At 66.2% G+C, this 24,373-nt stretch carries 25 protein-coding genes; 5 read left to right on the top strand and 20 right to left on the bottom strand.

Annotated features, from left to right (window positions below; genetic code table 11):
* Positions 1 to 118: 118 nt before the first annotated feature.
* From mgtE to argC, 19 genes are all read right to left on the bottom strand, one after another.
* The gene (gene mgtE, locus ACRYRV_RS08315) at positions 119 to 1,498 is read right to left on the bottom strand and encodes a magnesium transporter (RefSeq protein ID WP_444985428.1); all 1,380 of its coding nucleotides are present in this window, start codon (positions 1,496 to 1,498) and stop codon (positions 119 to 121) included.
* A 145-nt stretch (positions 1,499 to 1,643) separates the two neighbouring features.
* Positions 1,644 to 2,072: a F0F1 ATP synthase subunit epsilon gene (locus tag ACRYRV_RS08310; RefSeq protein WP_253447178.1), complete on the bottom strand. Its 429-nt coding sequence runs from the start codon at positions 2,070 to 2,072 to the stop codon at positions 1,644 to 1,646.
* 24 nt (positions 2,073 to 2,096) lie between these two features.
* Entirely contained in the window at positions 2,097 to 3,473 is a 1,377-nt protein-coding gene (atpD, locus tag ACRYRV_RS08305; protein ID WP_253447181.1) for a F0F1 ATP synthase subunit beta, read from the bottom strand.
* Between the two features lie 66 nt (positions 3,474 to 3,539).
* Positions 3,540 to 4,421 carry a F0F1 ATP synthase subunit gamma gene (gene atpG, locus ACRYRV_RS08300; protein ID WP_253447184.1) on the bottom strand — a complete coding sequence of 294 codons (882 nt, stop codon included), beginning with the start codon at positions 4,419 to 4,421 and terminating at the stop codon, positions 3,540 to 3,542.
* Between the two features lie 68 nt (positions 4,422 to 4,489).
* Positions 4,490 to 6,034, bottom strand: coding sequence for a F0F1 ATP synthase subunit alpha (atpA, locus tag ACRYRV_RS08295; protein WP_253447187.1), 1,545 nt, complete (start codon positions 6,032 to 6,034; stop codon positions 4,490 to 4,492).
* Positions 6,035 to 6,050: 16 nt separating this feature from the next.
* Positions 6,051 to 6,587, bottom strand: a complete 537-nt coding sequence (locus tag ACRYRV_RS08290; protein ID WP_253447190.1) for a F0F1 ATP synthase subunit delta — start codon at positions 6,585 to 6,587, stop codon at positions 6,051 to 6,053.
* Between the two features lie 11 nt (positions 6,588 to 6,598).
* A complete protein-coding gene (locus ACRYRV_RS08285; protein ID WP_253447193.1) occupies positions 6,599 to 7,069 on the bottom strand; it encodes a F0F1 ATP synthase subunit B in 471 nt (156 codons plus the stop codon).
* 72 nt (positions 7,070 to 7,141) lie between these two features.
* Positions 7,142 to 7,369 carry a F0F1 ATP synthase subunit C gene (atpE, locus tag ACRYRV_RS08280; RefSeq protein ID WP_195861500.1) on the bottom strand — a complete coding sequence of 76 codons (228 nt, stop codon included), beginning with the start codon at positions 7,367 to 7,369 and terminating at the stop codon, positions 7,142 to 7,144.
* Positions 7,370 to 7,437: 68 nt separating this feature from the next.
* Entirely contained in the window at positions 7,438 to 8,265 is an 828-nt protein-coding gene (gene atpB, locus ACRYRV_RS08275) for a F0F1 ATP synthase subunit A (protein WP_253447197.1), read from the bottom strand.
* A 15-nt stretch (positions 8,266 to 8,280) separates the two neighbouring features.
* The gene (locus ACRYRV_RS08270; protein ID WP_253447200.1) at positions 8,281 to 8,718 is read right to left on the bottom strand and encodes an ATP synthase subunit I; all 438 of its coding nucleotides are present in this window, start codon (positions 8,716 to 8,718) and stop codon (positions 8,281 to 8,283) included.
* 163 nt (positions 8,719 to 8,881) lie between these two features.
* Positions 8,882 to 9,790, bottom strand: coding sequence for a ParB/RepB/Spo0J family partition protein (locus ACRYRV_RS08265; protein WP_253447203.1), 909 nt, complete (start codon positions 9,788 to 9,790; stop codon positions 8,882 to 8,884).
* A gap of 36 nt (positions 9,791 to 9,826) precedes the next feature.
* Complete coding sequence (locus tag ACRYRV_RS08260; RefSeq protein WP_299313280.1) at positions 9,827 to 10,597, bottom strand: ParA family protein; 771 nt, start codon at positions 10,595 to 10,597, stop codon at positions 9,827 to 9,829.
* A 31-nt stretch (positions 10,598 to 10,628) separates the two neighbouring features.
* The gene (gene rsmG, locus ACRYRV_RS08255; protein WP_444985429.1) at positions 10,629 to 11,279 is read right to left on the bottom strand and encodes a 16S rRNA (guanine(527)-N(7))-methyltransferase RsmG; all 651 of its coding nucleotides are present in this window, start codon (positions 11,277 to 11,279) and stop codon (positions 10,629 to 10,631) included.
* On the bottom strand, positions 11,276 to 13,180 hold the full coding sequence (mnmG, locus tag ACRYRV_RS08250) for a tRNA uridine-5-carboxymethylaminomethyl(34) synthesis enzyme MnmG (RefSeq protein WP_444985430.1): 1,905 nt from the start codon (positions 13,178 to 13,180) through the stop codon (positions 11,276 to 11,278). Before mnmG ends, rsmG begins: the two co-directional genes overlap by 4 nt.
* A gap of 532 nt (positions 13,181 to 13,712) precedes the next feature.
* Complete coding sequence (locus ACRYRV_RS08245) at positions 13,713 to 14,480, bottom strand: amino acid ABC transporter ATP-binding protein (protein ID WP_309637233.1); 768 nt, start codon at positions 14,478 to 14,480, stop codon at positions 13,713 to 13,715.
* Positions 14,481 to 14,492: 12 nt separating this feature from the next.
* Positions 14,493 to 15,164 carry an amino acid ABC transporter permease gene (locus ACRYRV_RS08240; RefSeq protein ID WP_309637232.1) on the bottom strand — a complete coding sequence of 224 codons (672 nt, stop codon included), beginning with the start codon at positions 15,162 to 15,164 and terminating at the stop codon, positions 14,493 to 14,495.
* A 111-nt stretch (positions 15,165 to 15,275) separates the two neighbouring features.
* Entirely contained in the window at positions 15,276 to 16,064 is a 789-nt protein-coding gene (locus ACRYRV_RS08235; protein WP_444985431.1) for a transporter substrate-binding domain-containing protein, read from the bottom strand.
* Positions 16,065 to 16,181: 117 nt separating this feature from the next.
* Positions 16,182 to 16,535, bottom strand: coding sequence for an iron-sulfur cluster insertion protein ErpA (gene erpA, locus ACRYRV_RS08230; protein ID WP_253447221.1), 354 nt, complete (start codon positions 16,533 to 16,535; stop codon positions 16,182 to 16,184).
* A 102-nt stretch (positions 16,536 to 16,637) separates the two neighbouring features.
* Positions 16,638 to 17,672 carry an N-acetyl-gamma-glutamyl-phosphate reductase gene (gene argC, locus ACRYRV_RS08225; RefSeq protein ID WP_444985432.1) on the bottom strand — a complete coding sequence of 345 codons (1,035 nt, stop codon included), beginning with the start codon at positions 17,670 to 17,672 and terminating at the stop codon, positions 16,638 to 16,640.
* A gap of 113 nt (positions 17,673 to 17,785) precedes the next feature.
* Between argC and ACRYRV_RS08220 the strand changes: the two genes are divergently transcribed.
* The 5 genes from ACRYRV_RS08220 to ACRYRV_RS08200 all read left to right on the top strand — a co-directional run bounded on the left by ACRYRV_RS08220 (position 17,786) and on the right by ACRYRV_RS08200 (position 23,600).
* Positions 17,786 to 19,564, top strand: a complete 1,779-nt coding sequence (locus tag ACRYRV_RS08220; protein ID WP_444985433.1) for a chloride channel protein — start codon at positions 17,786 to 17,788, stop codon at positions 19,562 to 19,564.
* Between the two features lie 55 nt (positions 19,565 to 19,619).
* Complete coding sequence (gene hemJ / locus ACRYRV_RS08215) at positions 19,620 to 20,051, top strand: protoporphyrinogen oxidase HemJ (protein WP_253447231.1); 432 nt, start codon at positions 19,620 to 19,622, stop codon at positions 20,049 to 20,051.
* Positions 20,051 to 20,905, top strand: a complete 855-nt coding sequence (gene thiD, locus ACRYRV_RS08210) for a bifunctional hydroxymethylpyrimidine kinase/phosphomethylpyrimidine kinase (RefSeq protein WP_444985434.1) — start codon at positions 20,051 to 20,053, stop codon at positions 20,903 to 20,905. The genes hemJ and thiD overlap by 1 nt, the downstream gene beginning before the upstream one ends.
* A gap of 108 nt (positions 20,906 to 21,013) precedes the next feature.
* Positions 21,014 to 22,303 (top strand): glutamate-1-semialdehyde 2,1-aminomutase, encoded by a 1,290-nt coding sequence (gene hemL / locus ACRYRV_RS08205; protein ID WP_309637226.1) that lies wholly within the window; start codon positions 21,014 to 21,016, stop codon positions 22,301 to 22,303.
* Between the two features lie 37 nt (positions 22,304 to 22,340).
* On the top strand, positions 22,341 to 23,600 hold the full coding sequence (locus ACRYRV_RS08200; protein ID WP_444985435.1) for an AAA family ATPase: 1,260 nt from the start codon (positions 22,341 to 22,343) through the stop codon (positions 23,598 to 23,600).
* Positions 23,601 to 23,608: 8 nt separating this feature from the next.
* Here the strand turns inward: ACRYRV_RS08200 and ACRYRV_RS08195 are convergent, their stop codons facing one another.
* Complete coding sequence (locus ACRYRV_RS08195; protein ID WP_309637224.1) at positions 23,609 to 24,304, bottom strand: LuxR C-terminal-related transcriptional regulator; 696 nt, start codon at positions 24,302 to 24,304, stop codon at positions 23,609 to 23,611.
* Positions 24,305 to 24,373 lie beyond the last annotated feature (69 nt).

Raw genomic sequence — 24,373 nt, 5'->3', positions numbered from 1 at the left:
TGTCGGGAGAAACGTCAGCGTGGTGCCGGCGCACCGGCGCCAGCGTTGGCTCCAAGCCTAACCATCCACCATGACAGTCTGACCCGGCCTGCCGGGCCAGACCCTGAATGTCGCGGTCCTAGCCGCCCGGCAGGCCCAGGACGGCCGTGGCCAGGGCAAAGTAGATCAGCACGCCGGACGCATCCGCGATGGAGGTCACCAGTGGCGCCGAGGCGGTGGCCGGATCCCAGCCCAGGCGGTTGAGAATGAAGGGCAGGATCATGCCGATCAGGCTACCGACGATCACGATCAGCACCATGCTCATCGCCACCACCATGGCGATCTCCGTACCGGCACGGAACACCCCGACCACCGAGACGGCCAGTGCCATGGTCAAGCCAAGCCCCAGGGCGACGAACACCTCTCGTCCCAGCAGCCTGGCCCAGTCGCGACTGCGCACATCGCCAGTGGCCATGCCGCGCACCATCAGAGTGGCAGCCTGGGAACCGGCGTTGCCGCCGCTGTCCACCAGCAGGGGCAGGAAGAAGACCAGGGCGATGTAGGCCTCGATGGTCTCCTCGAAGTAGGCGATACCGGCACCCGAGAAGATATTGGCGAACACCAGCAGCACCAGCCAGACGATACGCTTGCGATAGAGCTCGAAGAGGCTGGCCGAGCGCAGTCCGCCCTCCAGTTTTCCGACCGACACGCCCTTGTGCATGTCCTCGGTGGCCTCTTCTTCGGCCACGTCCATGGCGTCATCGTGGGTGATGATGCCCACCAGCCGCTCGTCGGCGTCGAGCACCGGCACCGCCAGCATGTCGTAGCGGGCCACCACCCTGGCGACCTCCTCCTGGAGCTCGTCGACCGGAATGCTGATCACATCCCGAATCATGATGTCGTCGACCCGGGCCCCGGGTCGCGCCACCATCAGCTGGCGCAGCGACAGGGTGCCGGCCAGACGACCATCCGTCTCGATGACATAGAGCTGATAGACCGTCTCGGCGTCGGGGGCGGTCTGGCGCACCCGCATCATCGCCTGTGAAACGGTCATGCCACTGGGGATGGCCACATAGTCCGAGGTCATGATCGCCCCGGCGGTGCCCTCCTCATAGCTGGCCAGGCGTTTGAGATCCTCGCGCTCCTGACGCGCCATGCGCCGCAGCAGGCCCTCGCGGCGATCCTCATCAAGGAGCTTGAAGAGGTCAGCCCGTTCGTCGGCGCTCATCTCCTCCATGACCGACAGCAGCGTCTCGTCGCTCATCTCGCCGGCCAGCTCCTCCTGAAGGTCCTCAGGCAGGTAGCCGATGATATGTGCGCGTCGCTCGATGGAGAGATTGGCCAGCAGCGCAAAGACCGTCTTGCGATGCTCCTCCTCCTCGGCAATATGCTCGAGGATCTCGGCGATGTCGGCGGCACGCATCTCCTGCAGCAGGCTTTCCACCTGCTCACTATCCTCCGACTGCAGGGCGGCCATCAGGGCGTCGTGCTGCTCGATCAGGGTCTCATTCAGGGACATGGCATCCTCCTGACGCCTCATGGAGTGGTAGTCGGGCCGGGGGCAGGCCGACCACGATAGTGGATTGCATGATAGCAGAGACAAAAACGCCCCCCGACCCCGGTATTTCACGGGCGCGGGGGGCGTCATTGCGGCTCGGGCTGGATCAGCCCTTGCCGGCCTTCTTGCGCAGCTGCTGGATGGTACGCAGCTGTGCCACGGCCTCAGCGAGCTCGGCGGCGGCGCGGGTGTAGTCCAGCTCCGCCGACTTGTCGTTGAATGCCTTCAGCGCATGCTGACGGGCCTCCTCCGCGGAGGCCTCGTCGAGGTCACGAGCGCGGGATGCGGCGTCGGCCAGGATGGTCACCACGTCCGGCTGCACTTCGAGGAAGCCGCCGGAAACGTAGAAGTTCTCTTCCTGTCCACCGTCGTGGATCACGCGAATCGGCCCGGGCTGAAGCTCGGTCAGCAGCGGGGCGTGCCCGGGCAGGATGCCCAGGTCCCCCATGATCCCGGACGCGACGAGCTGCTCGATCTCGCCCGAGAAGATGGCCGCCTCGGCGCTGACGATTTCGCACTTGAAGCTGTTCGCCATAGCGAATCCCCCTGATGGACGGGATTACTTCATCTGGTTGGCTTTCTCGACGGCTTCGTCGATGGAACCGACCATGTAGAAGGCCTGCTCAGGCAGCTCGTCGTACTCGCCGTTGAGGATGCCCTGGAAGCCGCGGATGGTGTCCTTGAGGGACACGTACTTGCCGGGCGACCCGGTAAACACCTCGGCCACGAAGAACGGCTGCGACAGGAAGCGCTGGATCTTACGCGCCCGGGCCACGGTCTGCTTGTCCTCGTCGGACAGCTCGTCCATGCCCAGAATCGCGATGATGTCCTTGAGCTCCTTGTAGCGCTGCAGCACGTTCTGCACGCCGCGAGCGGTGTTGTAGTGCTCCTCACCGACCACCAGCGGGTCCAGCTGACGGGAGGTGGAGTCCAGCGGATCGATGGCCGGATAGATACCCAGCTCGGCGATGGAACGCGCCAGTACCACGGTAGCGTCCAGGTGCGAGAAGGTGGTCGCCGGGGACGGGTCGGTCAGGTCATCCGCGGGCACGTAGACGGCCTGCACGGAGGTGATCGAGCCGGTCTTGGTGGAGGTGATGCGCTCCTGGAGCACACCCATCTCCTCGGCCAGGGTCGGCTGGTAACCCACCGCGGAGGGCATGCGGCCCAGCAGTGCGGAGACCTCGGTACCGGCCAGGGTGTAGCGGTAGATGTTGTCGACGAACAGCAGCACGTCGCGGCCTTCATCGCGGAACTTCTCGGCGATGGTCAGGCCGGTCAGGGCCACGCGCAGGCGGTTGCCGGGCGGCTCGTTCATCTGACCGTAGACCAGCGATACCTTGTCGATAACGTTGGATTCGGTCATCTCGTGGTAGAAGTCGTTACCCTCACGGGTACGCTCACCCACGCCCGCAAACACCGAGTAGCCGCTGTGCTCGGTGGCGATGTTGCGGATCAGCTCCATCATGTTGACGGTCTTGCCCACGCCGGCGCCGCCGAACAGGCCGACCTTGCCGCCCTTGGCGAACGGGCAGACCAGGTCGATGACCTTGATGCCGGTCTCGAGCAGCTCGTTGGAGGCCGACTGGTCCGCGTAGCTCGGGGCCTTGCGGTGGATCGGCATGCGCTCCTGCTCGCCGATGTCGCCGGCCTCGTCGATGGGGCGGCCCAGGACGTCCATGATGCGGCCCAGGGTCTCCTTGCCCACCGGCACGGAGATGGCAGCACCGGTGTTGATGGTTTCCATGCCGCGCTTCAGGCCCTCGGTGGAGCCCATGGCGATGGTGCGCACCACGCCGTCGCCCAGCTGCTGCTGGACCTCGAGCACGGTCTCGGAGTTCGAGACGTTCAGCGCGTCGTAGACCTTGGGAACGTCGTCCCGCGGAAACTCTACGTCAATCACCGCGCCGATGATTTGTACGATACGTCCGCTCATCTTGCGATCCTCTAAAAAACCTGCAAATGAAGCCTGTGTGCCGGGAGGGCCTCGCCCTCCCCGGCGCTATACGGCGGCGGCGCCCCCGACGATCTCGGAGATCTCCTGGGTGATGGCGGCCTGGCGGGCCTTGTTGTAGACCATCTCCAGGTCGTCGATCAGGCCGCCGGCGTTGTCGGTGGCGTTCTTCATGGCGATCATTCGCGCCGCCTGCTCGCAGGCCGCGTTCTCGACCACCGCCTGGTACACCTGGGATTCGATGAAGCGAACCAGCAGGCTGTCCAGCAGCGCCTTGGCATCCGGCTCATACAGGTAGTCCCAGCTACCGGGACGCTTGTTCTCTTCGTCATGCGTATCCGTGCCCATGTCCGGGGACAGGGGCAGGAGCTGACGGACCACCGGCTTCTGGGTCATGGTGTTGACGAACTCGTTGTACACCACGTACAGGCGGTCCAGGCGCCCCTCGTCATACGCATCCAGCATGACTTTCACGCTACCGATCAGATCCTCGACCTCGGGCGACTCGCCCAGGCCGCTCTTCGCCGCCACGAGGTTGCCCCCGTAGCTGCGGAAGAAGCCGCCGGCCTTGGAGCCGAGCGCACAGAAGTCCAGCTCGGCGCCCTGGTCGCGCTTCTCCATCGAGTCCTTGAGCACGGCCTTGAACAGGTTGACGTTCAGGCCGCCGCACAGGCCGCGATCGGTGGAGACCACGATGTAGCCCACCCGCTTGACCTCGCGATCGACCATGTAGTCGTGCTTGTACTCGGGGTTGGCATCGGCGATATGGGCAACGACGTTGCGGATCTGACGCGCATAGGGCTGGCTGGCCTTCATCAGGTCCTGAGCCTTGCGCATCTTCGACGCAGCGACCATTTCCATGGCGCTGGTGATCTTCTGCGTGTTCTTGATGCTCCCGATCTGGGTGCGAATCTCTTTTGCAGCTGCCATAGCGATCTACTCCGTTCGTGGCCCTCAGACAGTTCCGGGGCCCGCCCGAGGCGGGCGGGCCGCCAGGCTTACCAGCTCTGAGTGGCCTTGAACTTCTCGAGACCCGCCTTGAGGCCGTTCTGGATCTCGTCGTTGTAGTCGCCGGTCTGGTTGATCTTGTCGAGCAGCTCGGCATGCTCGGACTTCATGTACTCGTGCAGGGCACGCTCGAAGTCCAGCACCTTGCTGACGTCAACGTCATCCAGATGGCCCTCGTTGGCCGCGTACAGCGACACGCCCATCTCGGCGACCGAGAGCGGCGAGTACTGCTTCTGCTTCATCAGCTCGGTCACGCGCTGACCGTGCTCCAGCTGCTTGCGGGTCGCTTCGTCCAGGTCGGAGGCGAACTGGGAGAAGGCCGCCAGCTCACGGTACTGGGCGAGCGCCAGGCGCACGCCGCCGCCGAGCTTCTTGATGATCTTGGTCTGGGCCGAACCACCCACGCGGGAGACCGACAGGCCGGCGTTGATGGCCGGACGGATGCCCGAGTTGAACAGGTCGGTCTCCAGGAAGATCTGACCGTCGGTGATGGAGATCACGTTGGTCGGAACGAAGGCGGAGACGTCGCCGCCCTGGGTCTCGATGATCGGCAGCGCGGTCAGCGAGCCGGTCTGGCCCTTCACTTCACCGTTGGTGAACTTCTCGACGTACTCGGCGTTGACACGCGCGGCACGCTCCAGCAGGCGAGAGTGGAGGTAGAAGACGTCACCCGGGTAGGCTTCACGGCCCGGCGGACGACGCAGCAGCAGGGAGACCTGACGGTAGGCCCAGGCCTGCTTGGTGAGGTCGTCATAGACGATCAGGGCGTCTTCGCCGCGGTCGCGGAAGTATTCGCCCATGGTGCAGCCGGCATAGGGAGCCAGGAACTGCATCGGAGCCGGGTCGGCAGCGCCGGCGGCGACCACGATGGTGTGCTCCATGGCGCCATGCTCTTCCAGCTTGCGGACCACGTTGGCGATGGTGGACTGCTTCTGGCCAATGGCGACGTAGATACAGGTGACGCCCTTGCCCTTCTGGTTGATGATGGCATCGATGGCGATCGCCGACTTACCGATCTGGCGGTCACCGATGATCAGCTCACGCTGGCCGCGGCCGATCGGCACCATGGCGTCGATGGACTTGAAGCCGGTCTGGATCGGCTGGTCCACCGACTGACGGGTGATAACGCCCGGGGCGACCTTTTCCACCGCGTCGGTGAGCTTGGCGTTGATGTCGCCCTTGCCGTCGATGGGGTTGCCCAGGGCATCCACCACGCGACCCTTCAGCTCGGGGCCCACCGGCACCTCGAGGATGCGGCCGGTACAGCTGGCGGTCATGCCCTCTTCCAGCTGCAGGTAGTCACCCAGCACCACCGCGCCCACGGAGTCGCGCTCGAGGTTGAGCACCATGCCGTAGATGCCGCCGGGGAATTCGATCATCTCACCGAACATCGCATCCTCGAGCCCGTGGATCTTCACGATGCCGTCGGAGACGCTGACGATGGTGCCCTGGTTACGGGCTTCGGATGCGACGTCAAGCTTTTCGATACGCTGCTTGATGATGTCGCTGATCTCGGAAGGATTCAGTTGCTGCATGCCATGTCCCTCAGACTCAGGCGGTAAGGGCTTCGGCGAGGCGAGTCAATCGACCGCGCACCGAACCGTCGATGACGGTGTCGCCGGCGCGCAGGATCACGCCACCGAGAAGCCTGGGATCCACCTGAGTGGTAATGGAGATTTCGCGATTCAGGCGCTTCTTGAGCGCGCCGGCGAGCTTCTGCTGCTGCTTGGCGTCGAGTTCGAAGGCCGATACCACGGTCACGTCGACGCGCTTCTCGTGGTCGGCACGCAGCCGCTCGTACTGGCCGGCAATGGCGGCCAGCGCAGGCAGGCGGCGCTTTTCGGCCAGCTCATCGAGGAAGCGACGCGCCGCGTCGTCCACCTTGATGTCGGCCACTTCGACCAGCAGCGCCACCTTGCGCTCGCTGGAAAGCTTGGGGCTGGCAACGAGCGCCTGGACGTCCCGGCTGGCCATGACCTGGCCCAGGGTGCCCAGCATCTCGGACCAGGCATCCAGCACCTGGTGATCGCGTGCGTACTCGAACGCCGCCTTGGCATAGGGCCGCGCGACGGTAGACAGTTCCGCCATGGATCACCTCCTCACAGTTCGGCCGCAAGCTTGTCGAGCAGCTTGCGATGTGCCTTCTCGTCGATGGAGGCTTCCAGGACACGCTCGGCGCCAGTGACCGCGAGGGTCGAGACCTGGGCGCGAAGCTCTTCCTTGGCGCGATTGATTTCCTGCTCGATCTCGGCACGGGCGCTGGCGACCAGGCGCTCGCCTTCGGCGCGGGCCTGCTCGCGGGCTTCCTCGACCATCTGGGAAGAGCGCTTGTGGGCCTGCTCGAGAATCTGGGAGGCCTGCTCCTTGGTCTCGCGAAGGGTCTGAGCGGCCTGTTCCTGAGCGAGCTCGAGGTCACGAGAGGCACGGCTTGCCGCGTCGAGGCCATCGGCGATCTTCTTCTGGCGCTCATGGAGCGCGGAACTGATCGGCGGCCACACGTACTTTATGCAGAACCAGACAAAGATCGCGAAGGCGATCGTCTGCCCGATCAGCGTCATGTTGATATTCACAGGACTGTACCTCTGACAGGTTCGTGGCGACCGGTAACAAGCAAACCGAGCGCTGAGCGCTCGGTGCTGTCGTTAACCGGCGACGACGAAGATCAGGTACATCGCGATACCAACGCCGATCATGGGCACGGCGTCGAGGAGACCTGCCATGATGAAGGTACGGGTCTGCAGCTGGTCACCCAGCTCCGGCTGGCGAGCGGTGGACTCGAGCAGCTTGCCGCCCAGCAGGGCGAAGCCGAGGCCGGTAGCCAGGGCGCTGACGCTGATGATGATGGCAGCAGCAATGTAAACGATTTCCATGGTAGTACTCCTGGTAGGTTGAGTTGCAAGGGTTAGTGGATGGTTGAGTTACAAGCGTTGCTCGGGTCTCAGTGATGCTCGTGCGCGGCGCTCAGATACACGATGGACAGCGTCGTGAAGATGAAGGCCTGCAGAGTCACCACCAGGATGTGGAAGATCGCCCACGGCACATCCAGCAGCCAGATGGCCCAGAAGGGCAGCAGCGCGATCAGGATGAAGATCACCTCGCCGGCGAACATGTTGCCGAAGAGACGCAGACCGAGACTGATCGGCTTGACGATGAGGCCGACCACCTCGAGGATCAGGTTGAACGGGATCAGCGACCAGTGGTTGAAGGGGGTCAGCGAGAGCTCCTTGGCGAAACCGCCCACGCCCTTGACCTTGCAGCTGTAGTAGACGATCAGCAGGAAGACACCGAAGGCCATGCCCAGGGTGGCATTGACGTCGGTGGTCGGCACTATCTTCATGTACTCGAAGCCCAGCTTGCCGAACATCTCGGGGAAGTAGTCCACCGGGATGATCTTGAGGCTGTTCATCAGCAGGATCCACATGAACAGCGTCAGCGCCAGGGGCGCGATGCTGGCGTTCTTGCCGTGGAAGGTGGAGCGGGTCAGGTTCTCGATGAACTCGATGACCATCTCGACGCCGTTCTGCAGCCCGCCGGGGACCCCGGTGGTGGCCATCTTGCCGGCCTTGCGGAACAGCCACAGGAACAGCACGCCCATGGCGATGGACCAGCCCATGGTATCCAGGTGGATCGCCCAGAAACCCATCTCCACCGCCTCGGCAGAGGTGCTGGCTAGGGACCAGCCGTTCTGCGGGTGGTAGCCGAAGGTCAGGTTCTGGAGGTGGTGCTGTATGTAATAGATGGCCGATATTTCGTTATCTGCTGCCATACTGCTTCCTCAGGTTCAGGGGGTCGACCGCTCGCGCGCCAGCCAGGGTGTCAGCCAGTGCATGAGTTGGGCCGCCACATATGCGACAAAGAATAAAGCCGGGTTTGAGGGGGGCGCTGCGACGAACACCACCACGAACAGTGCCACCGTCAAACCGAACTTGCCCATTGCCGCCTGGTAGAGATTGAGCACGTTGACGCGTACTCGCTTGCCTCCCCGGCTACGCAGCCCTCGCCAGACGAAGTAGAGCGACGGCACCAGGCTGACCAGACCACCCAGCAGGGCCGATGCCGCTCCTCCCGGGCCCGCCTGCCAGAGCCCCAGCAGGGCTATCAGCAGGGTTGCCAGCCCCTGGGCCATGAACAGCCGCGTGAAATCCAGCTGTCGGCGTCCTGCAGCGGTTGAGGCTCTGCGCATCGTGTCGACATCCTGACGCTCCGCGGAGCGAGTCATCCTTGCCGCTGCTGCCACGCCCGACATTGAGGCAAACACCGGCGGATTATAGGGAAGGGCTATCGGGGCTTCAACAGAGCGGCTATGGAATTTCCCGCTATCTCGCCTCGCTTGCGACCAAAGATGCAGGAATTGTCGACATCCTGGCGGTCGGCCCGGGATTCTAGCGAATATGCTCGAGAATGCCGTCCAGCTCGTCGAGGCTCGCGTAGCGAATGGTGAGCCGCCCCTTGCCGCCACGGCCGTGCTGGATCTTCACCGGCGCGCCCAGCAGCTCACCCAGACGCGTCTCCAGGCGGGCCACGTCGGGGCTCTCCGCGGGCTTCTCGGCCCGCTTCGGTTCGCCGGCGACGAGTCGCTTCACCAGCGCCTCGGTATCGCGCACGGTGAGGTCCTTGTTGACCACCTCGTGGGCCGCCTTGCGCTGCTTGGCGCCGGAGAGCCCCAGCAGGGCCCGGGCATGGCCCATGTCGAGGTCACCGCGCTCCAGCAGGGTCTGCACCTCGGGGTCGAGCGCCAGCAGGCGCAGCAGGTTGGCGACCTGGGCCCGGGACTTGCCCACGGCGTCGGCGACCTGCTGCTGGGTCAGCTCGAACTCCTCCAGCAGCCGCTTCAGCGCCAGCGCCTCTTCCACCGGGTTGAGGTTCTCGCGCTGGATGTTCTCGATCAGGGCCAGGGCCAGGGCGACCTCGTCGCTCACCTCGCGGATCACCGCGGGGATGGTATCCAGTTCGGCGAGCTGGGCGGCGCGCCAGCGCCGCTCACCGGCGATGATCTCGTAGCGCTCCTCGCCCACGGGGCGCACCACGATGGGCTGCATCACCCCCTGGGCACGAATCGAGTCCGCCAGCTCCTCCAGCGCTTCGGGCTGGATATCCCGACGCGGCTGGTACTTGCCCCGGGTCAGCTGACCCAGCGGCAGGCGCTCGAGGCGCTCCTCCGCCTCCGGCGCGGTCGCGGGCGGGGCCGCCATCTCGCCCCCCGCCTCAGGCAGGTCGAGGCTCTCGCGGCGGCGGGCGCCGGCCCCGATCAGGGCATCCAATCCACGTCCCAGGGCGCGTTTACGCGTCATCGACTCTCCCTCATTGCAGGCATTACCGAACAGGGGTTACAGCGACAGGCGCCGAATCAGTTCCTTGGCCAATACCCGATGGGCCTGGCTGCCCCGCGAGAAGCGGGCGTACTTGGTCACCGGCAGGCCGTGGCTGGGCGCCTCGGCGACCCGCACGTTGCGCGGAATGGTGGCCTTGAGCAGGGTGTCGCCGAAGTAGTCGCGCAGCTGCTTGGTGACGTCCCGGGTCAGGCTGTTGCGGGCATCGAACATGGTGCGCAGGATCCCGTAGACCTCGAGCCCGGGGTTCACGCTGTCCTTGATCTGCTCCACGGTATCCAGCAGCGCCGAGAGCCCCTCCAGGGCATAGAACTCGCACTGCAGCGGGATCAGCACGCCGTTCGCGGCGGTCAGGCCGTTGACGGTGAGCATGTTGAGCGACGGCGGACAGTCGATCAGCACCACGTCGTACTCCCCGGCCACATCGGTCAGGGCCTTCTCCAGGCAGCGCTCCCGGCCGGCCTCGCGATCGAGCAGCGCCACCTCGGCGGCGGTCAGGTCGCCATTGCCGGGCAGCAGCGCATAGCCCGCCTCGGGGCAGTCCAGGATCACCTCGGTGGCGCCGCGGTCGCCGAGCAGCACATCCAGCACGCTGCCGTCGAGCTCATGCTTGTCCACGCCGCTGCCCATGGTGGCATGGCCCTGGGGGTCGAGGTCCACCAGCAGCACGCGGCGATCCAGGGCCGCCAGGCTGGCGGCGAGATTGACCGCGGTGGTGGTCTTGCCGACGCCACCCTTCTGGTTGGTCAAGGCGATGATCTTGGTCACGGGCAACTCCGTTGCGGGAAAACGCGGGTTGTCATGGGGCCGACCCGGCGGGCTGTCGCTCCAGCACCACCAGCAGGCGACTGCCGACCTCGAAGGGAACCTCCAGGGCGTGGTGGGCCACCGGCACCACCCCGTCCGGCACCCCGGCCAGCTCCTCCTCCACCGCTGGCCCCTTCATGGCCAGCCACTGCCCACCGGGTGCCACCAGCGGCAGGCTCAGGGAGACGAAATCGCCGAGACTGGCGAAGGCCCGGGAGATCACCTGATCGAAGCGTTCCTCAAAGGCCTCGACCCGCGCCTGCACCGGCGTCACGTTGGTCAGCCCCAGCTCCATGACCGCCTGGCGCTGGAAACGCACCTTCTTGCCGTTGCTGTCGAGCAGGCTGACGGCAAGCTCGGGCCTGAGAATCGCCAGTACCAGGCCGGGAAAGCCCGGGCCGGCGCCCACATCGAGCAGGGTCGGCCCCGTCACGAAGGGCACCACGGCGGCGCTGTCGAGCAGGTGGCGGGAGACCATCTCCTCGGGAGAGCGTATCGCGGTGAGGTTATAGGCGCGGTTCCACTTGTGCAACAGGCCCACCAGCCCGAGCAGCTGGCGGCGCTGCTCGGCATCCACTGCGATCCCCAGGCGTTCGAGCCCCTGGTCGAGGCGCACGTCCACCGCCGTATCGGATACCGTCATGCGCTGGCCGCCCTGTGGTCGTCGAGCAGGCGGCGCTTCTTCAGATGGATCAGCAGGATAGAGACCGCCGCCGGGGTGACCCCGGAGATGCGCGAGGCCTGGGCCAGGGTGGCCGGTTTCGCCTCGGCCAGCTTCTGGCGGATCTCATGGGAGAGCCCCTCGACCCGGGAGTAGTCGAGATCCTCCGGCAGCGGCGTGGCCTCGTGGCGCTTGAGCCGGTCGATCTCTTCCTGCTGGCGGTCGATATAGCCCTGGTACTTGGCCTGGATCTGCACCTGCTCCGCCACGGACTCGTCCGTCACCGACTCGCCGTCGATGCCGGGCAGATCGGCCAGGTCCCGATAGCCGAGCTCCGGGCGCTTGAGCAGGTCCATCAGGCTGTACTCCCGGGAGAGCGGCTTGCCGGTCTTCGTCTCGACCGCCATCGCCGCCGTGGTGCCGGGCTGCACCCAGCAGGCACGGAGCCTGGCGCTCTCGCGCTCGATGGCCTCGCGCTTCTCGCCGAAGGCGGCCCAGCGGGTATCGTTCACCAGCCCCAGCTCGCGGCCCGCTTCGGTGAGGCGCAGATCGGCGTTGTCCTCGCGCAGCAGCAGCCGATATTCGGCCCGGGAGGTGAACATCCGGTAGGGCTCCCGGGTGCCCAGGGTGATCAGGTCATCCACCAGCACGCCCAGGTAGGCCTCGTCGCGGCGCGGCCACCACGCCTCCAGCCCCTTGGCTCGGCGGGCGGCATTGAGCCCGGCCAGCAGGCCCTGGGCCCCGGCCTCCTCGTAGCCGGTGGTGCCGTTGATCTGCCCCGCGAAGAAGAGGTTGTGGATAAATTTCGTCTCCAGGGAGTGCTTCAGGTCCCGAGGGTCGAAGAAGTCGTACTCGATGGCGTAGCCGGGCCGGGTGATATGGGCGTTCTCCAGCCCCTTGATCGAGCGCACCACCTGGAGCTGGACATCGAAGGGCAGTGAGGTGGAGATGCCGTTGGGGTAGAGCTCATGGGTCTCCAGCCCTTCCGGCTCGATAAAGACCTGGTGGCTCGACTTGTCCGCGAAGCGGTGCACCTTGTCCTCGATGGAGGGGCAGTAGCGCGGCCCGACGCCCTCGATGACGCCGGAGTACATCGGCGAGCGGTCGAGGTTGGCCAGGATGATCTCGTGGGTGCGCTCGTTGGTATGGGCGATATGGCAGCTCACCTGCCGAGGGTGCTGCTCCCGACGCCCCATGAACGACATCACCGGGGTTGGGGTATCGCCGGGCTGCTCCTCGAGCTGCGAGAAGTCGAGGCTCCTGGCATCCAGCCGCGGGGGGGTGCCGGTCTTGAGGCGGTCGACCCGGAACGGCAGGGCGCGCAGGCGCTCGGCGAGGCGATTGGAGGGTGGGTCTCCGGCGCGGCCGCCGCGGCTCTGCTCCAGGCCGATATGGATCACCCCGCCGAGGAAGGTCCCGGTGCAGAGCACCACGGTTTCGGCAAGGAAGCGAATACCGGTCTCGGTGACCACGCCGCGGACGGTGTCGTTCTCCACGATCAGGTCGCCGGCGGCCTGCTGAAACAGCGTCAGGTTGGGCTGGTTCTCAAGCATGCCGCGAATGGCGGCCTTGTAGCGCACGCGGTCGGCCTGGGCTCGGGTGGCGCGCACCGCCGGGCCCTTGCGGGCGTTGAGTACCCGGAACTGGATGCCACCGAGGTCCGTGGCCACGGCCATGGCACCGCCCAGAGCATCGATCTCCTTGACCAGATGGCTCTTGCCGATCCCGCCGATGGCGGGATTGCAGGACATCTGCCCCAGGGTCTCGATGTTGTGGGTCAGCAGCAGGGTCTGACAGCCCATGCGGGCGGAGGCCAGGGCGGCTTCGGTTCCCGCGTGGCCACCGCCGATGACGATGACGTCAAAGCGGTCGGGATAATCCAAGGTGCACCTCGTTGGCGCCACGGCGCCGTGTTGCAGACAGGGGGTGAAATCAGCCCGGCAGTATAACCCCCCTGTGGGTAATCGTCAGGGTTTTCCACATGCCTGTCGGTCGGCGAGGGAGCTTCTCCATGCCAATCAATATAAATAGAAAAATATAAAGAGAAGTTCTGTTGTGGTAGTAACTACTGGTGTGGACAAAATCCGTGGATAAGTCAATAAACTCATTTTTTATCAACAGGATGGATTGTTGACCAAGGCGGGGAAAGAGAGCCGGCAGGCTGCGGACAGCCGGGGCTGAGGCTGTGGATGGAATCTCGACTTGCCCACAGCGCCCTTCGCACACGGCTTGTCCACCGCTGGCTACCGCCCTTGTGCCCGTGGCTGTGAACAACCGGCCTTCTTATCCACGATCGCCTCTGGCATGGGCCCTGCAGCGCGGATTGTCCCTTCCGGAGAAAATTCTATCCACAGGCGAAAAAAAGCCCCTGTCGATGCCGACAGGGGCTCCCTTGCTCGCCTTGCAGGGGGATTGTCAGTGCTTGAGAACCCTGGCCAGGAAGCTACGGGTACGCTCATCGGTGGGCTGGTCGAAGATCTGCTCCGGCGGCGCCTGCTCGGCGATCTCCCCCTTGTGGATGTAGATCACCCGGTCGGCGACCTCCCGGGCGAAGCCCATCTCATGGGTGACGATGATCATGGTCATACCCTCTCGCGCCAGCTCGCGCATGGCATCGAGGACCTCGCCGATCATCTCTGGGTCCAGCGCCGAGGTGGGCTCGTCGAAGAGCATCAGGCGCGGCTCCATGGCCAGGGCTCGAGCCAGGGCCACACGCTGCTGCTGGCCGCCGGAGAGCTGGCTGGGGTACTTGCGGGCCTGGTCGCTGATGCCGACCCGGGCCAGCAGCCGTTCGGCGGTCTCCAGGGCGTCTGCGCGGCTCCAGCCGCGGACCTTCATGGGCGCCAGGATGACGTTGTCCAGCACGCTGAGGTGAGGAAAGAGGTTGAACTGCTGGAACACCATGCCGACCTCGGTGCGGATGCGCTGGAGGGCGCGTCCGCTCTTGCCGTTGGGGAGCAGTTCATTGCCGTCCACTTCTATCTGCCCGCCCTGGAACTCCTCCAGGCCGTTGATGCAGCGAATCAGCGTCGACTTGCCGGAGCCGCTGGCCCCGATGATCACCACCACCTCGCCGGGCGTGACCGTGAGGTCGATCTCCTTGAGGACATGGAGGCTGCCGAAGTGTTTGTTGACCCTCTCCATGCGCACGATGGGAGCTGTCGAGTTCGCGTTCTGTGTCATGGTGGGGCTCCCTTATTGACCGACCAGGCCGCGCTTCTCGAGCATGCGGAGCAGCAGCGACAGGGTCCAGGTGATGGCCAGGTACATCAGGGCCACCATGAAGTAGACCTCCAGGGCGGTGAAGGTGGTGGCGATATAGATCTGCCCCTGGCGGACCAGCTCGCCCACGCCGATCACCGAGAAGAGCGAGGTGTCCTTGATGCTGATGATGCCCTGGTTGCCCAGGGGAGGAATCATGCGCCGGAAGGCCTGGGGCCAGATCACGTAGCGGAAGGCCTGGGTGCGGGAGAGGCCCAGCGACAGCGCCGCCTCACGCTGGCCGCGCTCGATGGACTGCACGCCGCCGCGTACTACCTCGGAGATGTAGGCGCCGGAGTTGACCGCGATGGCGGCGATGCCGGCGGTGAGGGCGTTGATGGGACCGCCGAGCAGCTGGGGCAGGCCGTAGAAGATGAAGAGCACCTGAACCAGGATGGGGGTGCCGCGGAATACCTCGATATAGAGGATGGCCGGCAGGCGCAGCAGGCGCGACGGGCTGATGCGCATCAGTCCGAAGACGATGCCGATGACAAAGCCGATGGCCAGCCCGCCGAAGGAGATCAGCAGGGTCCAGGGAATGCCCGGCAGCAGGTGGGGTATCGAGCGGAATGCCGCCGCCCAGTCGAATTGAAAGGTCACGTCCACGGGCGTTTCTCCGGGATGGCTGGGAACGAGGCGGGGCCGGGAGGTGCTACCGCCCGGCCCCGCTGGTCAGCTCGCCGCTGACAGGCGGCGAGGAGTCAGGTCAAGGGCGCTTCACTCCTCGGAGGGCGCCTCGCCGAACCACTTCTCGTAGATCTCGGCATAGGTGCCATCCTCGCGCATCTCGGCCAGGGCCTCGTTGACCGGCTCGACCCACTGGCTGCCCTTGTGGAAGACGATGCCGTACTGCTGGCCCTCGTAGAGCGGACCGACCACCTTGGTGCGGCCCTCGCCGCGGGTCTGGGAGAAGTAGGCGACGTTGGGGGCGTCATAGAAGGCCGCATCCACGTTGCGGCCGAGCAGCGCCATGTACATGTCGCTGTTGCCCGGGTAGGGGGTGATGTCGGCGCGATCGCCCAGCTGCTCCTGGAGGAAGTCGTAGCTGGTGGAGCCGATGCGGGTGGCGATGGACATGCCCTCGAGATCCTCGAGGGTCTCGACGCTGTCGTTGTCGGCGCGCACGATGATCTGCAGGCCGGAGTCGTAGTAGGGGTCCGAGAAGTCGACGATCTGGGCGCGCTCCTCGGTGATGGTCACGCCGGCGATGGCGATCTCCTGACTGCCGGTCTGCACGGCGGGAATGATGCCGGCGAACTCCATGGTGGTCAGGTTGATCTCGAAGCCGGCGCGCTCGGCCACCTCGTTGATGATGTCCATGTCGAAGCCGATCATCTCGCCGGTCTCGGGATCCATCATCTCGAAGGGCACGAAGCTTGGGTCGGTGACCACGTTGACGCGGGGCGTATCGGCCAGCGCCGAACCGGCCGCGCCAAGGCCCAGCGCCAGGGCGGCAGCCAGTGCAGTTTGCTTCAGGAAGGGTGATGCACAAGCGGATCTTTTCATGAGATTCCCCGTTATTGAGTCTTTATCTGGTGGGTCTCGCCTCTTCAACCTTGGCGAGAATGCCCCAGAGCGTCAAGTCGGGGGATTTCACGGTTCTCGGCAGCCCGCGGGGCGTCCCTAGACCATGAAGGAGGCGCCGCAGCCGCAGGTGGTGGTGGCATTGGGGTTCTGGACCAGGAAGCGGGCGCCGGCCAGGCCCTCCTCGAAGTCCACGGTGGAACCCACCAGGTACTGGTAGGAGAGCGGGTCCACCACCAGGGCGACGTCGCCGAACTCGATGACGGTATCGTCTTCGGCGACCTCCTCGGCGAAGTCGAAGCCGTACTGGAAGCCGGAGCAGCCGCCACCGGTGACGTAGACGCGCAGCTTGAGCTGGCTGTTGCCCTCCTCCTCGACCAGCGACCGGAGCCTTGCCCGGGCACTGTCGGAGAGCAGCAGGGGGGTGGGAACAAAGGATTCGGCACCGCTCATGGAGAGCTCCCTCGAGGGAAATGGAGAAGTCGACCCGTCATTATCCCCAATCCCCAGCAAAAGGGTCAACTTTTGCCGGGGAGGCGCCCTGTCGAACTGGCCTCAGGGCATCAGCGCTGGAGCCTCGAGGCCGGCGTTCTCGGCGAAGCCGAACATCAGGTTGAGGTTCTGGATCGCCTGGCCGGAGGCGCCCTTGACCAGGTTATCGATCACCGCGAGCACCACCACGGTGTCGCCGTTGCCCGGGCGGTGCACGGCGATGCGGCAGAGATTCGCCCCCTTGACGCTGCGGGTCTCCGGGTGGCTGCCGGCGGGCATGACGTCGACGAAGGGCTCCTCGGCGAAGCGCTGCTCGAAGAGCGCCTGGAGGTCTCCCGGCTCGCCGACGAGACGCCCGTAAAGAGTGGCGTGGATGCCGCGGATCATCGGCGTCAGGTGGGGGACGAAGGTGAGCCCCACCGGCGCGCCGGCGGCATCGCCGAGGCCCTGGCGGATCTCCGGCAGGTGGCGGTGGCCGGCGGCGCCGTAGGCCTTCATGGACTCGCTGGCCTCGGCCATCAGCGAAGGCACCTTGGCGCCGCGACCTGCCCCGGTCACCCCGGACTTGCAGTCGGCGATGATATGCCCGGCATCGATCAGCCCCGCCTCCAGCAGCGGCAGCAGGCCGAGCTGCACGGCGGTGGGGTAGCAGCCGGGTACGGCGATCAGCCGCGCCTGGCGGATCCTGTCGCGGTTGACCTCGGGCAGGCCGTAGACCGCCTCCTCCAGCAGGGCCGGGGCGCCATGGGGCTGGCCGTACCACTCGGCCCACTCCTCGGCGTCGCGCAGGCGGAAGTCCGCGGAGAGGTCGATCACCCGGGTGCCGCGCTTGAGCAGATCAAAGGCCAGGGCGTGGGCCACGCCGTGGGGGGTGGCGAAGAAGACGGCGTCGCAGGCGCCCAGGCGTTCGGCATCGGGCTCGCTGAAAGCCAGGGTGTCGTAGTGGCCGCGCAGGTTGGGGTAGAGGTCACAGACGCGCACGCCCGCCTCTGAGCGGGAGGTGATGGCCTCCACCTCGACTTCGGGGTGCTGGGCCAGCAGCCTGAGCAGTTCGACGCCGGTATATCCGGTGCCGCCGACGATTCCGACCTTGATCACGTTGACCTCCTTCCGCTTGGCTCTGGGCTGGGCTCGGTTATGACGAATATGATACACAAGAAGGCGGGGGCCGACCCAGCCGGCTCCGTCACTGGTCGAACAGGAATTTCGCCGTGCCGCGTTTCTCACTGCCGGACCTCAGCCTGGAGGGCTTCCGCCAGCGCCTGGCCAGCGTCGATGCCCTGCCCCAGCTCTGCGTGCTGGGCGTGGTGTCGGGGCTGATCACCGGTGGCTTCATGGTGGGCTTCCGGCTGCTGATCGATCTTGGCGCCCTGGCCTTCATGCCCGGCGGCGACCCCGAGGCCTTCGAGGGGCTCTCGCCCCAGGTGCGCTCGGCCCTGCCGATCCTGGCGGTCATCATCGTCGGTATCTTCCTGTGGCGTCAGCCGGAGAAGGCCCGCAAGCTGGGCGTCGGCCATGTGATGGAGCGTCTGACCTACCACCAGGGACGCTTTCCCCTGCGCAACTGGCTCAATCAGTGGTGGGTCGGCGTGGTCACGGTGCTGGGCGGGCTCTCCGCCGGCCGCGAGGGCCCGGCGATCCACCTGGGGGCGGCCGCCTCCAGCGGCCTCGGCCAGCAGCTGCGCCTCCCCCACAACAGCCTGCGGGTGCTGGTGGCCTGCGGCACCGCCGCCGGCATCTCCGCCTCCTTCAACACGCCCATCGCCGGGGTCATCTTCGCCATGGAAGTGGTGATGATGGAGTACACCATCGCCGGCTTCATGCCGGTGATTCTGGCCTCCACCATGGGGGCGGTGGTGGCCCAGCTGGTCTACGGCTCTGAGCCGGCCTTCCAGGTGCCCACGGTGAGTCTGGGTTCCCTTTCCAACCTGCCCTGGCTGGTGGTATCGGCGCTGGTGATCGGCCTGCTGGCGGGACTCTTCATCCATCTGGCCCGAAGCGACTGGATTCGCCGGCTGCCGGTCGCGCTGCGGCTGGCGCTGGTGGCGGTGGCGACCGCCGGGGTGGCCTGGTGGTACCCGGAGGTGCAGGGGATCGGCTATGACAGCCTGGAAGCCTCGCTGACCGGCGACCTGGCGGTGGACGTGCTGCTGGCGCTGGTGGCGGCCAAGCTGCTGCTCACGGCGATCACCGTGGCCAGCGGCATTCCCATCGGCATCATCGGCCCGGTGCTGGTGATCGGGGCCGCGGCGGGGGCGCTGATGGGGCTGCTGGGCGGCTGGATCTGGCCCGGGCAGGGCTCCGAGCCGGGCGTCTACGCCATGCTCGGCATGGCGGCGATGATGGGGGCGGTGCTGCAGGCACCGCTGGCGGCGCTGATGGCCCTGCTGGAGCTGACCCATAACCCCAACATCATCCTCCCCGGCATGCTGGCGGTGGTGGTCTCCTGTCTCACCTCGCGCCAGCTCTGCCGCTGCGATGGCTTCTTTATCAGCGCGACCCGCCAGGGCCTGCACCCGCTGCAGCAGCCGCTGATGCAGGCGCTCTCCCGGGTGTCGGTGCCGGCGGTGATGGAGCGCAGCCTGGAGCGCACGCCGCGCATGGTGACCCGGGAGCGCGCTCGGGCCCTACTGGCGCGCAACCCGATCTGGATCCTTATCGAGCGCTCCAGCGATGACAAGCCGGCACTGGCGCTCAAGGCGGCGGACCTGGCGCGCTGGCTGATGGAGGTCGAGTCGGCGCCGCCGTCGGATGAGGCCGGCGGCGAGGGCGAAGACGCGGAACTCATCGACCTGCTGGAGATCCCCGGCCTGCGCCTGGAACTGGCGCCCATTCACCTGCAGGCGACCCTCTCCGAGGCCTTCGAGCGGCTCAATGACCAGGCGGTGGATGCCCTCTACGTCGAGCATGGCAACCGCCCGAAACAGAAGCGGATTTCCGGTATCATCACGCGGGGCGCCATCGAGCGGTACTATCGCTTCAGCGAGTGACCCTTGCCGCGGCCCCGCCCCCTGTTCTCAGCCACTCTTCCTGCCAGGAGCGTTCATGTATCTCTGGATCAAGGCACTGCACCTGATTGCCATGGTGACCTGGTTCGCCGCCCTCTTCTATCTGCCGCGCCTCTACGTCTACCACGCCATGGCGCGGGATCGCGGCGAGCAGCAGGCCATCGATCACTTCCTGGTCATGGAGCGCAAGCTCTACCGGGGGATCATGACACCCTCGATGATCGCCGTGCTGCTCTTCGGTGGCTGGATGCTCTACCTGATGCCCTTCTGGCTGAGCCAGGGCTGGCTGCATGCCAAGCTGCTGCTGGTGGCGCTGCTGGTGGCCTACCACCATGTCTGCCTGATCTACCTCAAGCAGCTGCGCGACGGCCGCTGCACCAAGAGCCACGTCTTCTTCCGCTGGTTCAATGAGCTCCCGGTGATTGCCCTGCTGATCATCATCTTCCTCGCCGTGCTCAAGCCCTTCTGATGGCGATGGCCGACGAGGTGTCCCCGCATCTGCCGGCGGTGCTGGTCATGGCGGGTCACGACCCCACCGGCGGTGCCGGCCTGGTCGCCGATGCCGAGGCGATCGCCGCCTGCGGCGGCTGGGCGCTGACCATTCCCACCGCGCTGACGGTGCAGAGCTGTCGTGATGTCCAGCGGGTGGTGCCCTGTGACCCCGATACCATGCGGGCCGCCGCCGAGGCGCTGGACGAGTTCGAGATCGCCGCCATCAAGGTGGGACTGGTGGCCGACCTGGCGACCCTGGATGCGGTAAGCGATATCGTGCGCCGTTTTCCCGGGGTGCCGCTGGTGGTGGATCCGGTGCTGAAGGCCGGCGGTGGGCGAGAGTTATCCACAGCCGAGCTGGTGGATGGTTTTCGGGAGCGGCTGCTACCCCTTGTGGATATCCTGACCCCCAACCGGACCGAGCTGGCGTGTCTCTCCAGCCTTCCCGGCGAGGATACCGAGCGGGCCGTGGAGCTGATGTCCCTGGGCTGCCAGGCGGTGCTGGTGACCGGGACCGACAGCCCGGCCGCGGGTACGCCGGCCGATCGCGTGGCCCACACCCTGCACACCCCGGATCAGAGCCGCCAGTGGAGCTGGCCACGCCTGGAAGGGCGCTTTCACGGCTCCGGCTGCACCCTGGCCTCCGCCCTGGCGGCGCGGCTGGCGGCCGGGGAGTCCCTGGTAGCGGCCTGCGAGCAGGCCCAGGCCTTTACCTGGCAGACCCTGGCCCACGGCTGGCGCCCCGGCGAGGCCCAGTCGCTGCCGCGTCGACTCTGGCGCCTGCCCATGACCCCGGTCACGTCGTCCGGGAAGCAAGAGGCTGCCGACTGAGCGGGAAGCTGGCCATCGCCACTCCCAGCACCGAGAATAGGGGCATCAGGGTGCCCATCAAATGGTTATCCAGAGAATTATCCACAGCTTGTAAGGACGGAAGACGCCATGACGACATCCGCTGAACTCTTCGAACGGGCCTGCCGCCATATTCCCGGCGGCGTCAACTCACCGGTACGCGCCTTCAAGGGCATGCAGCGTCCCCCGGTCTTCATGGAGCGCGCCCAGGGCGCCTACCTGTTCGACGTGGAGGGCAAGCGCTACGTCGACTATGTGGGGTCCTGGGGACCAATGATCACCGGCCACGCCGACCCGGAGGTGCTGAATGCCGTGCGCGAGCGCCTCGATAGCGGACTCTCCTTCGGCACGCCGACGGCCATCGAGACCACCATGGCCGACCTGATCTGCGAGATGATCCCTTCCATCGAGATGGTGCGCATGACCAGCTCCGGCACCGAGGCCACCATGTCGGCGATTCGACTGGCCCGAGGGGTGACCGGACGCGACAAGATCGTCAAGTTCGAGGGTAACTACCACGGCCACTCCGACTCGCTGCTGGTCAAGGCGGGCTCCGGTGCCCTGACCCACGGCGAGCCGAGCTCCCCCGGCGTGCCGGCCTCCCTGGCCGAGCACACCGTGACGCTCTCCTACAACGATATCGATGCCGTGGAGCAGTGCTTCGAGGAGATCGGTGACCAGATCGCCTGCATCATCGTCGAGCCGGTGGCCGGCAACATGAACTGCATCCCGCCCCAGCCGGGCTTCCTGGAGTGCCTGCGCCGGGTCTGCGATGCCAACGACAGCGTGCTGATCTTCGACGAGGTGATGACCGGCTTCCGGGTGGCCATGGGCGGTGCCCAGGCCCACTATGGCATCCGTCCGGATCTCACCTGCCTGGGCAAGATCGTCGGCGGCGGCATGCCGGTGGGCGCCTTCGGCGGCAGCGAGACGATCATGTCCAACATCTCGCCGCTGGGGCCGGTCTACCAGGCGGGGACGCTTTCCGGCAATCCGCTGGCCATGTCGGCGGGCATCGCCCTGCTGACCAAGCTGCGCCAGCCCGGCTTCCATGACGCCCTGGCCCAGCGGGTCGAGACCCTCTGCCATGGCCTGAAGGAGCGTGCCGATGCGGCCGGCGTCGAGATGATCACCCAGCATGCGGGCGGCATGTTCGGCCTCTTCTTCACCGGCCAGAGCCGCGTCGACAACTTCGCCCAGGCCACCGCCTGCGATGCCGACGCCTTCCGGCGCTTCTTCACTGCCATGCTGGACGAAGGGGTCTACCTGGCCCCCTCCGCCTACGAGGCGGGCTTCATGTCCAGCGCCCATACGCCGGAGGATATCCAGCTGACCCTGGACGCCGCCGAAAAGGCCTTCGTGGTCATGCAGCGGACCTGAGTCCCCTGCTTCGCCACCCACCACCGGGAGACTCGCGATGACGCACCCTGCCGCTGTGCCTGACCGGGCCTGTGACACCAACGAGAGCCTGGAGTCACTGGTCGACTCCCTGGCGGCCTATCACGGGACGGCCCAAGCCGATGACGAGTCGGCCGTCGATCCCTGTGACACCCTGGAGCAGATGGTGCGTGAAGAGCTGGCGGCCATTGGCGAGGGAATACTCGACGAGGAGGAGCGCGGCCGGCTCGACCATCTCGGCGAGTGGCTGCGCCAGGATCTGGTGCGCCTCCAGCCGCTACTCGACGACCGGCGGGCGCGTCAGCGGAAGAGCTGGGCTCTCGCTCATCCGGCGAGCCGCCTGTGCCACGAGGGGCGCACCCTGCTGGTCAACGCCATCGGGCGCGACCCGGCGGCGCCCGGCTTTGCGCTGCCGGCGGATCCGGCCAGCGATCTTGCCGCCCTGCTGGTAGGGCTCGAGGCAAGGGGGGAGTCGGCGCTGACGCGCCGGGCCCTGGATCGCTACCTGCGCCTGACCGGCGACTACTCCCAGGCGCGTCTGCTGTCGCTCTATGGCACCTGCCACGCCCTGAGCGGTGCCCGGCGAGCCCTGCAGCGGCGCCCGGCGCCCGGCCAGGATCCCGAGCATCCGGCGCGCCTGGCCGAGAGCATGGCCGAGTGTCGTCGTTTCCTGGCCCTGGCGGAGCGCATCGCCGAGTTCCGCTTCCCGCCGCTGGTGATTGCCGTGGGCGTCTCGGGCAGCGGCAAGAGCCGCTTCACCTCGGGGCTGGTGGCAAGGCTGGGAGCGATCCGGGTCTGCTCGGATGCGGAGCGGCGCCGGCTATACGGAGTGCCCCTGGAGGCAAGTCATCCACAGGTGGTGTCGAGGGAGCCCGCTGTGGATATCTTCGATGAGGCCGCCACCGAGCGCACTTACCAGCGCCTGGCCCGCTGTGCCGGGACCCTGCTGGATGCCGGCATCCCGGCCTGCGTCGATGCCACCTGCCTGAAGCGCTGGCAGCGCGACCTGCTGCGACAGCAGGCCGAGGCGCGGGGGCTGCCCTGCCTGGTGGTCAGCTTCGAGGCGGATGAGGCGACGCTTCGGCGGCGGATCGAGAAGCGCGCCGATCGCCAGGGCATCGAGGCCGAGAAGAGCCTGGCGGTACTCGACCGCCAGCTGGCCGAGCGAGAAGCCTTCGGCGATGAAGAGAGGCTGCACCTGGTGCATCTCGATACCACGGCCGACAATGCCGCCGAGACCCTGGTCGACCTCATCGAGGAGCACGTCAAGCTGGGATGAGCATGAGCTCAGCCGGGGCCTCTGTGGTGGCTGGTCTCCCGCCGCCGCCGGCCCAGGTCGGCAGGCGGCGGTATCCCCAGGTTCTGCCTGGCCCAGTTGACCGCCTGGATGCGGTTGTGCACGTCGATCTTGCGGAAGATGTTGTAGAGGTGCGATTTCACGGTGTGTTCGCTGACGAAGAGGCGATCGGCAATCTCGCCGTTGGAGGCGCCCGAGCCGAGCAGTCCGATGATCTCCAGCTCCCGATGGGTCAGCCCGCAGACGGGACGATAGGAGTTGAGCTGCTGTCGACGCAGGAAGGAGATCATCCGGGTCATCAGCGAGCGTGACATCCAGAGCTCCCCGTCCGCCAGCGACTGGAGCCCCTTGCAGATCATCTCCAGGCTATCGCTGCGGTAGAAGATGCCCTGAAGGTGCAGGGCCGAGAGGGTCTCGACGGCGTGGTCCTCATCCCGAAGGTTGAAGGCGGCCAGGGATAGCCGCTCGTCCTCCATGGCGCGAGCGTGCCACTTCTGCATCTGATCATCGGAGAGGTGGTCCACATCAAGCAGGACCAGGGTGGGATGGAGCTCTTTCGGCTTCCACTCGCTGCCCGGTGGCAGGACGGCCACCGGGCTTTCGAGCTGATGGTGCAGATAGTCGATGAACAGCTGACACTGCGGATTGCTGGCGGTGACCAGCAGAAGCGAGCGTGATTTTTGCATTCCTGCCCCCCTGAGGAAGCTCCCGCCGGTGGTTGGAAAAGTGGTGATCTACCTTGTCATGAAGCGGGT

Source organism: Halomonas mongoliensis, assembly GCF_052496345.1.
Note: the sequence above shows the minus strand (reverse complement) of the source record. Positions and strands in the feature narration are given on the sequence as shown.